This window comes from Levilactobacillus muriae (assembly GCF_045862015.1).
GTDB classification, from domain to species: Bacteria; Bacillota; Bacilli; order Lactobacillales; family Lactobacillaceae; genus Levilactobacillus; species Levilactobacillus muriae.
The window spans coordinates 92,331-104,966 of sequence record NZ_BAAFRU010000008.1 but is presented as its reverse complement, the minus strand read 5'-3'; the positions used below and the strand labels follow the sequence as shown (position 1 = coordinate 104,966).

Here is a 12,636-nt window from a genome sequence, read left to right as displayed (position 1 = left end):
TTTGAAAACGGTACCAAAAAAGATTGACTTCGAGAAATTTTGGGTTTATGCTTAATCACGAATTAAAGAAAGTCGTTTTACAAAATATATTTATCTTTTAGGAGGAATTATCATGGGTATTTTAGATAGAATGCGTCTTGATGGTAAGAAAGCGTACGTTACGGGTGGCGCCCAAGGTTTGGGTAAGGCCATGGCAACAGGTTTAGCTGAGGCTGGTGCCGATGTCGCCATCGTTGATATCAATATTGCTAAAGCGCAACAAACGGCACGCGAGATTGCCGAAGCTACGGGTCAAAAGGCCATCGCCATTAAGACCGATGTTACTGATCCGGAACAGGTTCAAAGCATGATTGATACGGTCGTTAAAGAACTAGGTGGCTTAGATGCAGCCTTCAATAACGCTGGGATGTGCTTGAACGTGCCCGCCGAAGAAATGACCTTTGAACAATGGCAAAAGGTAGTTAACTTAAACCTGAATGCCGTCTTCCTTTGCTCCACGGCTGCTGGTCGCTACATGTTGAAGCAGGGGTCAGGCTCAATCGTGAACACCGCCTCAATGTCAGCTCACATCGTTAACCGGCCACAACCACAATGTTCTTACAATGCAACGAAGGCCGGGGTCATTCAATTATCCAAGTCATTAGCCATTGAATGGGCCAAGAAGGGCGTGCGGGTTAACACCATGAGTCCTGGTTACATGGGAACCGACTTGACCTTGAACTCACCTGATTTGAAGCCACTAATCAAGACTTGGAATGACTGGGCACCACTTGGTCGTTTAGGTAAGCCAGAAGAATTACAAGGAATGGCCGTTTACTTAGCAAGCGATACTAGCAGCTTCTCCACGGGTTCCGACTACTTAGTCGATGGTGCCTTCACAGCATGGTAGACCGTCGCGGTTAATATTTGATCAAAGAGGGGAATAACGATGAAATACTTGATTGGTACTGATATTGGGACATCGGGGACGAAGAGTATCCTGATGGACACGAACGGCAAGCTAATTGCGCAGGACTTGGAAGAATACGATGTTCTGACACCGCGGCCACTCTGGGCTGAACAGTGGCCAGATGTTTGGCTCAAAGGCGTTAAGGATTCCATCCGAGCAGTCGTTAATGAAAGCGGTATCTCACCCGATGACATCAACGGGATTGGATTGAGCGGCCTGTATGGTGGCTCCGGTGTTCCGGTCGATGCCGATATGAATCCAGTGCGGCCAGACTTGATTTGGATGGACCGGCGAGCTGCGGGCGAGACAGAATGGGTCAAAGAACATGTTGATTTGAAGCGGCTGTCTGAAATTACCGGTAATGATGTGGTTGACCCCTACTACGGCTACACGAAGGTCCTGTGGATTAAGAATCACGAGCCAGAAAATTGGAAGAAGACGGCGATGTTCTTGCCGCCAAACAACTACGCAATCTACAAATTGACGGGTGAAGTTTCCATTGATTACTCTGCTGCTGGAAACATTGGGGGGTTCTACGATGTGAACACGGGGACCTGGTCTCAGGAAATGATGGACGCCATGGGTGTCCCCATGACCAAAATGCCACAGAAGTTCGTTGATGCAACGGAGATTGCGGGCCGCTTAACCGCGGATGTTGCGGCCGACTTGGGCTTGAATGCTGGAACACCGGTCATCGCCGGTGGGGTCGATGTGGGTGCTGCCAACATCGGAATGGGTGTCTTTGAACCCGGTCGGTATGTTGCTGCGATTGGTTCATCTATGAATGCCGCGCTCGTCAGTGAAAAACCAATCAAGGGTAAAGGACTCATCGTTTGGCCGTATCCTTATAAGTCACGAGAACTGGTTTATAACTTCAGTGGTTCAGCCACAGCGGGGGCCATTACGAAATGGTTCCGCGATAATTTTGGGGATGCCGAAGTTGCCGTTCATAACCAGGGGGGACCCAACGCGTATGTTACCTTGGGTGCAGAAGCCAAGAATGTGCCAGCTGGTAGTCGTGGCTTAGTCGTTCTGCCCTACTTTATGGGTGAACGAGCGCCAATCTGGAACTCTGATGCGAAGGGTATGATCTTCGGACTGTCGTTAGTGCATACGAAGGCGGACTTATTCCATGCCTTCCAAGAAGCCGTCTGCTACGCTTTGCGGCATAGTATGGAGAGCACGGGCCGTGACCTAGGCGATTACATTGTCATTGCCGGTGGCGTGACGAACTCGCCAGATTGGGTTCAAATGTTTGCCGACGTGACGGGTTACGCAGTGCGGACACCAGTTGATGACGCAGAAGCTAATCTGGGTGATGTGATGCTGGCCGGCTTAGCGACAGACACCTTAACGGTTGACGAAGTTCAGAAGTGGCAAGTTCTCGGAGATAAGGTCGAGCCACGTGCTGAGCAACATGCGACCTATAACGACTACTACAAGCTTTACCGGAAGCTCTACGATGATTTAGGTGATGATATGCATACTTTGTCGTTGATCTCCGGCATCGAAGAGTCTTAACGCAGGACACTTGGTTTCTGACGAGATCAGGCTGAGTGTAATCGTTAGTTACTATAGTGAAGAGTTCGGGACCTAATCTCGAACTCTTCATTCGATTGGGGGAAGAAAAATGTATCGAATGATTACGAGTGATCTGGATGAGACGCTACTGCGAGCAGACGGCAGCATTTCAACAGCAAACGTCGCAGCAATCAAACGAGCAACTCAGGCAGGACTTAAATTTGTACCAAATACAGGGCGCAGTTTTCTGAGTATCCAACCGCTCTTACGGCGTCTTGGTTTGTGGAATCAGCCCAATCAATATGTCATTTCATATAATGGTGGGGCAATTGTTGAGAATTGGGATAATCACGTCTTGCTGAGTCATGAGCTTCCCTATGAAGTTGCAAGGGCAGTCTTTAAAGTGTTGCAACAATTCGATGTGGCCATTCACGTGTATACGTTACGTGGCTTAGCGATTTATCATCCACTGGTGGCTGATTTAGCTTACCTGAAGACGCGAGGTGTGTCGGCAACGACGATGCGTGGTGACTTCTCACAGTTTCGACTGGGACGAATCATGAAGGTAATCGCGATGAGTCCAAATGTCGAAGTCCGGCAAGCGGCGAAGATGGCGGTGGAACAACAAGTCACCCAGCCGGTAACATGTACATTTTCGTCGGATCGCTACATGGAAGTGAACCCCGTTGGCGTTGATAAAGGCCAGGCCACGTTGGCCTTAGGCCAGCGCTTAGGAATTTCGGCGGCGGAGATTATTGGAATCGGCGACAATGCCAACGATGTGGCAATGCTTGAACAAGTTGGCTGTGGCATTGCTGTGCAGAACGCGTCAACGGAAGCCAAGGCGCTGGCCGATCATGTCACTGTTGCGGACTTCGAATCCGGCGTGAGTGAGGCAATCGATCGATGGGCTCTGAATTAGCAATGGGGTGCGGATGAAAACAAGTGGTGGTACAACTGAAAAGGGGTGTTAGTGGACGGTTAGGTGTGACAAAATTGGTGAAAGACTGTCACGTTGGGGTGTCCATGCGATAGCCGGAAATTAACGAGCAATTGTGCCGTTGCTGGGTACCAACAAACACTCGTGGCATAGACCAATAAGTTACATTTGAAAATAAGTCATCATTTTTTATTGTGAATGTTAAAACTTATTATCAAGTCCACTTAACCAATTGATTCGAAAATCAAGTGCGCAAATGGAAAAATATTTTGTGATTTATTTGAACTTTGGAAGCACTTACTGCCGCGTGGCACAAAGAATTGTCGCTTGTGCACAAATGGAGCAGAAAGCATTGTTTTGTGACCAGAAATGCTTTATAGTTAACTTGTGAACAGCTTATCAAAAAGGGGATGTGTTGAATGGCAATTACCATTTCGGTTTTAAAAGAAGCTCCTGGTGAAAACCGGGTAGCATTGTCACCGGACGTCGTACGTAAGCTCGTCAAGAATGACTACCAAGTGCTGATTGAAAAAAGCGCTGGGGAACGGTCTTTCTATCGGGATGCAGTCTACACTGAGGCCGGTGCCAAAGTCGTTGACCGCGCAGAAGCGATTACGCAAGCAACTGTGATCGCCGCAATTGCGCAACCAGATGATGCAACCATTGATCAGATGAAGGCTGGACAAGCACTGATTGGTTTGTTATCGCCATTGACGGATACTGACTTTGTCAAGAAGTTGGCCGCCAAGAAGATCACAGCTTTAGCGTTTGAGCTCTTGCCACGGACGGTTTCACGGGCACAGACAATGGATGTTTTGAGTTCGCAAGCCAGTGTCGCAGGTTACAAAGTGGGCCTGATGGCCGCAGATCATTTTTCACGGTATTTCCCAATGATGATCACCGCCGCCGGGACTGCCAAGCCAGCTAAGGTGTTGGTCTTAGGGACCGGGGTTGCCGGACTACAAGCCATTGGTACCGCCAAACGGTTAGGAGCCATGGTTTCCGGATATGATATTCGGCCAGCTTCACGGGGTGAAGTTGAATCGTTAGGGGCAACCTTCCTGACGACATCTGTTTCCGCCACCGGTGAAGGGGGCTATGCTCGACAGTTGACCAAGGAAGAAACGGCCCAGCAACAAGAGGAATTGGCCGGATTCATCGCTCAGAACAACGTGATCATTACGACTGCGCAAGTACCTGGACGGCGGCCACCACTGCTGGTTACCCAGAAGTCCGTGGACGAAGCCAAGACCGGGACGTTGTTTATGGATTTAGCCGCCAGTGAATTAGGCGGAAACGTTGCTGGTTCGAAGCCGGGAGAAACGGTTACGACGCCAAGTGGTGCCGAAATCGTGGGTGCCGGTGATATGGCCAGTCAATTACCAGCGTCCGCTTCTGACATGTATGCCAAGAACGTGCAAGCCGTCTTAAATGATGTCAACGAAGATGGCAAACTCGTCTTTGATATTGAAGATGAAGTGGTTGGTGAACTACTGGCAACCTATGACGGTGAAATTATTAGTAACCGACTACGGTCTGTCATGGAACTGCCAGAACGTCAACCAGCAGAACCAGAAGAACCTGAAACGCCGACTGAAGATCAAGACGACGCGAAAGGAGCTGATTAGTGATGAGTGAGGAATTATTTACGAATCTAGCAATTTTTGTTCTAAGTCTATTGGTTGGGTTTGAAGTTATGAGTAAAATCCCAGCAACCCTGCAAACCCCTATGATGTCTGGGGCCAATGCCATTCATGGTGTCGTTGTGGTGGGGGCCTTCGTCATTGCAGCTGAAGCCAATAGTTGGGTCTTTTACATCCTGGCATTCTTAGGTGCCGTGTTTGCGGCAATCAACGTTGCGGGTGGTTATACCGTGACCGACCGGATGCTTGGCATGTTCGATCGCAAACCAAAAGCAAAATCAGAGGGGGATGATTCCAAATGAGTACCCTACAAACGATTGCCTCTTTAATTTACTTAATCTCCGCGGTGTGCTACGTCCTAGGTGTGCACATGATGCGTTCTCCTAAGACCGCCCGCAAAGGGAATGGGCTTTCCGCCATCGGTATGTTTATGGCCGTTATTATGATTATTATTGAAGTCGTGGCCGATGGTAAGATTACCGCTACTGGTTGGATTGTCCTTATCGCCGGCTTAGCAGTCGGGCTTTCATATGGGGTCGTCAAGGCACGTAAGGTGCCAATGACCGATGTCCCACAATTAGTTAGTTTATTCAACGCCGTGGGTGGCGGTGCCGCTGCCGTTATCGGGATCTTCGATTACCTGATGAAGGGTGACGGTGTCGCTTTAAGCCTCGCGTTCTCGATTCCAGTCTTTCTAGACGTGATTATCGGGGGAATTACCTTCTCTGGATCATTGATTGCGACTGGGAAGTTGTCTGGGAAAGTTCCTGGGAAACCAATTACCTTCCCCGGCGCTAAGCTAGTTAACATCATCGTCGTTTTGGGAATGTTGGTGGCCGCATGGTTCATGCTGGCAACACCAACTAACATTTGGTTCGTAGTTCTGGGCTTGGTTATGGCCCTGATCTTCGGGTTACTGATGACCTTACCAATTGGTGGGGCGGATATGCCGGTTGTGGTTTCACTCTTGAATGCCTTTACTGGTTTAGCCGTTGCCTTCGCCGGGTTCGTTATCAACAACCAAGTCCTGATTATCGCCGGTGCCTTAGTTGGTGCTGCCGGGACAATCCTGACCTTGCAAATGGCTGAAGCGATGAACCGTTCTGTTGCTAATATCTTAGCCGGTGGCTTTGGGACTGGTGATAGTGATAGTGGCAGTGCTGGTCCAGATGTGCCGGTCGATGTTAAGGAAACTTCTGCTGATGACATTGGGTTGCAATTAGCTTACGCTCAGAACGTCATGATTGTTCCTGGGTATGGGTTAGCCGCAGCACAGGCCCAACACGAAGTTGCTGAACTGGCAACCGTTCTGACGGAAAAGGGGATCAACGTTAACTACGCTATTCACCCGGTTGCTGGGCGGATGCCAGGTCATATGAACGTGTTGTTGGCCGATGTTAACGTTCCTTACGATCAGATGAAGCAATTGGATGATGCTAATCCAATGTTTGAAAGTACCGACGTTTCCCTGGTTATCGGGGCCAACGACGTTACTAACCCACTGGCACGTGAAAGTGGGAATGAAATTTCTGGGATGCCTATCCTGGATGTTGATAAGTCGAAATCTGTTGTTGTCATCAAACGGTCAATGAGTACCGGGTACGCAGGTATCCAAAACCCACTGTTCTCGCTGGATAACACGCAGATGTTCTTCTCAGATGCTAAGGTTGGACTACAAGATATTGTGGCGGCAACGAAGCAATACTTGGACGATTAGTCTAAAAATGTGTAACAGAAAGGTTCGCGAAACGTGCCGATTGGCGGGGCGTTAGCGAACCTTTTTGGTGCCGAAAGCTGGTGATGGCAGACAGGAAAGCTTGTGATTTTCCAGGAGAATCCGGCGTGATATTGTGCTGTAAATGTATCGTTAATCAAGAGTATACGGAAGTAAAATGGGGAAAGCAAGGACAACTGAAACAGCCTAGAACCTTTGTTGTGAGCAATGGTTAGTCTTGTTTGCGCCGGAAGCCTAGGAATCTGAGGAAAGCAAGAATGGTCAGGCCAAGAACATTGAGCAGATTACGTGGCTGGTCATTAGTTTGTGGTAATGTGGTGGAATTAGATGGGGCAGGGGCCTTGCCATTATTACCAGCAGAAGACATTGCGCTATTCAAAAATGTCAGAGATGATGAATGCTGTCGTTGTGCTGGCTTTTTTGAGCCAGCAGCCACGAGATCTGCTTCACTATTGGTAGATAATCCAAGTGCTTGGATATGGTGGCTATCGCGTGTATTCGCAGAGAGTGTTGTTGCTGAAACGGCAGTTGGCGCCGTTTGTCGCTGAACGGTAGTTGCTAGTTTGCTGGGATTGGACGGCCCTACTTTGTTACCAGAGGGCTTGTTTGGCGTTGTTGGTTTTGCCGGATTACTGGTCGTTGGTGACGTCGTTTGACCGGAACCATTTGAGTCGGTGTTGCCACCGGAGCTATTGGTATTGCTAGTTTTAACAGTTATCGTGATGGGATCTGCTGAGACGCTATTCTTGTCGGCGTCCACGTAGGTATATTGAACCGTGTAATCGCCAGAGATAGTTGAGTCGATGCTGGTCGCAGAAGAACCATCGGGCGCAGTGATACTGTAGGTGATACTGCCATCTGCTAGGGCGGCGGTAACGTCATCAAGGGTTAGAAGGTGACCGCCGGCATCAGTTACAGCGGTGATATTGGCGGCAGGATTCCAAGTGGAGCCAGCAGTGATGGTACTATCGATCGCTGTAATTTTTGTGCCGATAACCTTGATTGTGACGGGCACGCTGGTGATGGTGTTAGCTTGACTATCGGTGTAGCTGTAAGTAATTGCGTAGTCACCGGCGCTAGCGGTATCCACAGCGCCAATGACTTTAATAGTGCCATCCCTCAGCGCGGTAGCGAGACTGGCCGCGTCAGAAAGGGTGGTGTTGTTGACTTCAGTATAGCTGACCAAATTATCAATAGGTGACCATACGGAGCCTACCGTAACCGGCAAAGAGAACATCGTTGGTTGAAATATCGTCATCAGTATTGGCGTTGACTTGAACGCTGGTATTATCCCCAACTGCGGATGCGGTTCCGGTGTGGACATAGAGAGCCAGCTGGGGTCTATCTGTTTTATCAACCGTGGCATTACCAGAGGTTGCGCCATCGTTAGGCCGGAAGTAAAAGACCTCACGTCCATCAGTAGTATTGCGCAGTTGATATACCAAGATATTAGTCAGATTGACGTAGTTGGGATCGTTTTGGAGATTGTTAACAAAAGTATTAGCAGATTCCTGAAAACTGGTGAGGCTAGCTGTAATATTTTTAGGCAATACAATATAAAACCCGTAGAATTGGGTACCAAGCTTTAGCAGCTCAGTATTCAGGGGCGTTACGGAAATCATGGCCATCGAGTTATAAGAAACATAGGTTTTCTTTATAGCAGTCGCAGAGGAAGCACCCGTCACAACGTACATATTTGAAAGACCAGGAACCGTTGTCCCAATGTCTGGGGCACAAATTGTGCTTAAATCAGGTTTAGAGGTTGTATCAGTAAGCCCGTTATCTTCAACAACAGGTAGTTCGGCTGAAAAACTAGCTATTTTAGAAACGCCGAATTTGGAGCTGGAATCTACCGAATTATCGGGTAAATCTATAGCCATCAAATTGCTATTTGATGAATTTTGGTTGAAAGAGTTATCGGTATCCGTATCACCGTCGGTTTCTGAACAGAAGAGGTTGCATGAGTGCCGGAACCGGTTGAAATGTCAGCCGTACGCGTCCCTAATCCGTCAGGGACATCGGTATCGTTCGAGACATCAGAACTTGTAGCAGTTGAGTCCTGCTGATCAGATTCAGCTGAATTATTTGAGTCACCTGTAGAAGTATTAACACCTGACATATCGTCGCCGGTGTCACTTTTTACCTTCGCAGTGTTATCAGACTTGCTGAGATCGGTCGTATTGCCAGTGCCCGTCCGCAATTGATCGGCTTTATCGGAAGTTCCAGAATTTTTACTTGATGTGTTACTTGAAGTATCAGATGTGGTCTGAATTTGTGAGACATCACGATCACTGATCTCGGCCGCATTCGCCTGTACTGCTCCACTGGTTGCTAATCCAGTTAGAACAGACAGAGTGGTCATACCACCAACGAGCCAAAACTTTCCTGCCTTATAGAGTTTGAAATGAACCTTACTTGTGCCTTGTCTTGATTGTTGCCCAATCCCTTTAAGCATAGCGTTTCCCCCATCACATCTAGTCATAATTAAAGCATATGATTTATTAATAAAAGGTTTATTTGAAATTTGTATATGGTTGTTGTTCGAAACTGGTGAAGCACGTGGTCGCTCGAAATACCGGTATGATAGTCACAAACCAGTACCTGTTGGATTAAGAGTAACGCATAATCATTTAAATGTGTATTAGTCAATCCAATGAAACAGTATTAGAATGATTGGTTTTGTATGTGGCTATTAAATGACTGGGCGTGCAATCAATCTGAGGACACAAAAAAAGCCCCCATCAATCCTAGATGAGGGCACCAGTTGATCCATAGGATACATCTGGAATGTACAGAGCAACTGGACAGGCGTGGCCTGCATTACCTAGTGTACGCGATATTCTAGAGAATAGCCAGCTAAATTTTAGATTGGCTTCAAATTCTTTTCGTGGTAGGATGAGCGTAATCAAATAAATCAGTGAGGTGACGGGTCATGCAAAAGATGCGGACGATGCTGTATGTTGATGATGTGGAACAAATCGTACAGTTCTGGCAGGATGACTTAGGAGCAAAAGTGGTTGAGGTGAACATCTTGCCCGATGACTCTAACAATATTGTGTTGGAAGTTGCGCCAAACGTGGAGCTATCGTTCTTTGCGAAGGCGTTCATTCGGCAGTATTCACCAGAAGTCTTGGAGAATACGCCATCTTTAATGTTCTATAGTAAAGACTTCAAGGCGCTGCATGACCGGCTGACGACCGCGGGTGAAATTGTTGAGAATGCAGGAACTGCAACCTTCAATTTCCGCGATCCCGAAGGCAACTACTTTGTGATAGCCCAAGCTAAATAGTGAATTTACGGTAACGATGCGAAATAGGCATCGTTTTTTTGTTGAAGGCCGAAAATATTTTGGTTGCGTAAAATACTGCTGTTACTGGGATCTGTGGTGCAAGGCGTGGCGGAAATTCGCAAACATGTTAGTTTTTAGTTAGTTTTAGTTTACAAAAGCTAACTATGGTGCTAATATTATCAGCATTAAGAAAACGAGGAGGTCGTTGACATGACAGATTCAAGTCGTGATTTATTAAAAAGCTTTGGGAAGCTCCTACAGAACCGGGCCTTTTTGATGGCAGTGGGCCATCAAGCCGGTATGGGTGGTCATGGTGGGCCGCGTGGCGGTAATCGTGGTCAAGGTAAGTTGTTGAAGGTTTTGGCACAATCGCCAAACGGTCTCACGAATGCCGAGATTGCGGAACTACTCGATATTCGCCCAAGTTCCGTGAGTGCCACCATCAGTCGGTTAGTTGATGCCGGATTCGTTGAACGGATTCCCAGCCCAACTGATAAGCGTGCGGTCATCGTCCGACTAAGTGAGCGGGGGAAGGAACTCTTCGCCCGGTACGATGAGCACGTTGATACGACCGCCGATGAATTGTTTGGTGGACTAACACCGGATGAGCAGGCACAGTTGGAACGGCTATTAACGAAGCTTACACACCAGGTCGCTGACCTTGATTGGGGCGACTTTATGGGCGGTCGGTCATCTGACTGGCCTCACCATGGCATGGACGGTATGGGACGTATGGGACGCCCGCACTTTTAATTATCGCAATATCGGAGGCAAAGAGAGATGGAACGTAGAATGGCAGCGCCACGAACCGCTAAGAAACGGCAAAATGGCAAGTTTGATTTTAAAGGATTTTTACATCTGATTCGGCAAACTAAGCCGAAGTACTGGCAACTCTGGGTTGGGTTAACCCTTGGCCTGATTGCAACGGGGGCCCAACTGGCAGTGCCTAAGTTTGCACAATCGTTGATCAATGGGTTGGGGCATGCGATGAACCAGCCCCTACTGATTGGCGTTATCGTTTTATTCGTGGTAAGTGCAGCCGTCAGTGCGATTTCTGGAGCCTTACTGGGGTTCTTCGGCGAAAACGTGGTTGCCCGGTTGCGTAGTAACCTCTGGCAGAAATTAGTTCGGCTACGCGTTAGCTATTTTGACAATGTGAAGACCGGTGAGATGACCTCAAGACTGGTCAACGATACCATGCAGATCAAGGATCTACTGGCAAACTCATTTCCACAGATGGTGACGTCACTCTTTCAACTCGTGGGGGCTCTCGTCATTATGCTTCTGATGGATTGGCGAATGACCGCTATTATGTTTAGCGCCGTACCACTGATGATGCTGGTTATGTGGCCAATCATGCGGCAGTCGGGAAGGATCGGGCATCAGCGGCAGGATGCCATGGCTGCTTTTAGTGGGGAGACTGACGAAACGCTTAGTGAAATTCGCTTGGTTAAGTCGTCTAATGCCGAAAGCTACGAAACACAAACGGGAACAGAACAGATTCAGGATCTTTACCGGATCGGTCTGCGCGAAGCGATTTACGATGCCATCGCGAGTCCTGTGATGACCGCGACCATGTTGGCCGTCTTTGTGGGTGTGTTGGCATACGCCGCTGTGCGGGTATCCGCCGGGACGATGAGTATGGGGACGATGTTCTCCTTCATGATGTACCTTTTCCAAATTATCGGCCCAGCAGGCACGTTGGCCCGGTTCTTTACCGATCTATCCAAGGCAAATGGTTCTACCGAACGGGTCCGTGATCTCCTGAGTGAACCGGAAGAAGCACTGAGCGAAGGGACACCGCAATCCGTTAGCGACGCAACATTAGCTATGGAACACGTTGATTTCGCCTATGAAGACGGTCAGCCAATTCTGCACGATGTGAATTTCGACGCTAAGCCGAACACGGTCGTTGCGTTTGCAGGGCCATCCGGTGGGGGGAAGTCGACAATCTTTGGGTTGTTGGAACGGTATTATCAACCACAGAATGGTCAAGTGACCCTCGGTGGTGCGGATGTTCGGGACTTCAATCTCAGTGATTGGCGGTCACAGATTGGGTATGTCAGCCAAGACTCGGCTATCATGGCCGGCACGATTCGACACAATCTGACGTACGGTGCAGATCGCAACTTTACGGACGACGAGCTCTGGCACGTGCTAAAGCTGGCGTCTGCGGATGGCTTTGTAGCCAAGATGACGGATGGCCTGGATACCCAGGTTGGTGAACGGGGCGTTAAAGTCAGTGGCGGACAGCGCCAACGGCTAGCGATTGCTCGGGCCTTCCTACGTGATCCCAAGATCCTCCTGTTGGATGAGGCCACCGCTAGCCTGGATTCTGAGTCAGAAGCCATGGTGCAACAAGCTTTGACAGAGTTGATGAAGGGCCGGACGACATTAATTATTGCCCACCGACTCAGTACTATTGTGGATGCTGATAATATCTACTTCATTGAAGATGGACATGTCAGCGGTCACGGTACGCACCATGAGTTGATGGAGAGCCTACCACTGTACCGTGATTACGTTAGGATTCAATTTAAAGAGTAACAGGGATAGAGT

At 48.5% G+C, this 12,636-nt stretch carries 12 protein-coding genes; 9 read left to right on the top strand and 3 right to left on the bottom strand.

All coding sequences use genetic code 11. The features are described from left to right. Positions 1-112: 112 nt before the first annotated feature. The 6 genes from ACKTSF_RS07305 (at position 113) to ACKTSF_RS07280 (ending at position 6,770) form a co-directional block, all read left to right on the top strand. Positions 113-889 carry an SDR family oxidoreductase gene (locus ACKTSF_RS07305; RefSeq protein WP_407888028.1) on the top strand — a complete coding sequence of 259 codons (777 nt, stop codon included), beginning with the start codon at positions 113-115 and terminating at the stop codon, positions 887-889. A 39-nt stretch (positions 890-928) separates the two neighbouring features. Beyond that, on the top strand, positions 929-2,470 hold the full coding sequence (locus ACKTSF_RS07300) for an FGGY-family carbohydrate kinase (protein WP_407888026.1): 1,542 nt from the start codon (positions 929-931) through the stop codon (positions 2,468-2,470). A gap of 109 nt (positions 2,471-2,579) precedes the next feature. Then, positions 2,580-3,392: a Cof-type HAD-IIB family hydrolase gene (locus tag ACKTSF_RS07295; RefSeq protein ID WP_407888024.1), complete on the top strand. Its 813-nt coding sequence runs from the start codon at positions 2,580-2,582 to the stop codon at positions 3,390-3,392. A 437-nt stretch (positions 3,393-3,829) separates the two neighbouring features. After that, positions 3,830-5,038, top strand: a complete 1,209-nt coding sequence (locus ACKTSF_RS07290; protein ID WP_407888022.1) for an NAD(P) transhydrogenase subunit alpha — start codon at positions 3,830-3,832, stop codon at positions 5,036-5,038. 2 nt (positions 5,039-5,040) lie between these two features. Beyond that, positions 5,041-5,355 carry an NAD(P) transhydrogenase subunit alpha part 2 gene (locus tag ACKTSF_RS07285; protein ID WP_407888020.1) on the top strand — a complete coding sequence of 105 codons (315 nt, stop codon included), beginning with the start codon at positions 5,041-5,043 and terminating at the stop codon, positions 5,353-5,355. Further along, complete coding sequence (locus ACKTSF_RS07280) at positions 5,352-6,770, top strand: NAD(P)(+) transhydrogenase (Re/Si-specific) subunit beta (protein ID WP_407888018.1); 1,419 nt, start codon at positions 5,352-5,354, stop codon at positions 6,768-6,770. The genes ACKTSF_RS07285 and ACKTSF_RS07280 overlap by 4 nt, the downstream gene beginning before the upstream one ends. A 229-nt stretch (positions 6,771-6,999) precedes the next feature. Here the strand turns inward: ACKTSF_RS07280 and ACKTSF_RS07275 are convergent, their stop codons facing one another. From ACKTSF_RS07275 to ACKTSF_RS07265, 3 genes are read right to left on the bottom strand one after another with little or no spacing between them, the layout of a single operon-like run. Then, complete coding sequence (locus ACKTSF_RS07275) at positions 7,000-8,046, bottom strand: bacterial Ig-like domain-containing protein (protein WP_407888016.1); 1,047 nt, start codon at positions 8,044-8,046, stop codon at positions 7,000-7,002. Further along, the gene (locus ACKTSF_RS07270) at positions 7,979-8,668 is read right to left on the bottom strand and encodes a hypothetical protein (protein ID WP_407888014.1); all 690 of its coding nucleotides are present in this window, start codon (positions 8,666-8,668) and stop codon (positions 7,979-7,981) included. Before ACKTSF_RS07270 ends, ACKTSF_RS07275 begins: the two co-directional genes overlap by 68 nt. Next, positions 8,668-9,243, bottom strand: a complete 576-nt coding sequence (locus ACKTSF_RS07265) for a KxYKxGKxW signal peptide domain-containing protein (RefSeq protein WP_407888012.1) — start codon at positions 9,241-9,243, stop codon at positions 8,668-8,670. Before ACKTSF_RS07265 ends, ACKTSF_RS07270 begins: the two co-directional genes overlap by 1 nt. Positions 9,244-9,720: 477 nt before the next feature. Here ACKTSF_RS07265 and ACKTSF_RS07260 point away from each other — a divergent pair, with 477 nt between their 5' ends. From ACKTSF_RS07260 to ACKTSF_RS07250, 3 genes are all read left to right on the top strand, one after another. After that, a complete protein-coding gene (locus ACKTSF_RS07260) occupies positions 9,721-10,077 on the top strand; it encodes a VOC family protein (protein ID WP_407888010.1) in 357 nt (118 codons plus the stop codon). A gap of 210 nt (positions 10,078-10,287) precedes the next feature. Further along, positions 10,288-10,830 carry a MarR family winged helix-turn-helix transcriptional regulator gene (locus tag ACKTSF_RS07255; RefSeq protein ID WP_407888008.1) on the top strand — a complete coding sequence of 181 codons (543 nt, stop codon included), beginning with the start codon at positions 10,288-10,290 and terminating at the stop codon, positions 10,828-10,830. Between the two features lie 39 nt (positions 10,831-10,869). Continuing rightward, positions 10,870-12,624 carry an ABC transporter ATP-binding protein gene (locus tag ACKTSF_RS07250; RefSeq protein WP_407888170.1) on the top strand — a complete coding sequence of 585 codons (1,755 nt, stop codon included), beginning with the start codon at positions 10,870-10,872 and terminating at the stop codon, positions 12,622-12,624. The last annotated feature ends 12 nt before the right edge of the window (positions 12,625-12,636 follow it).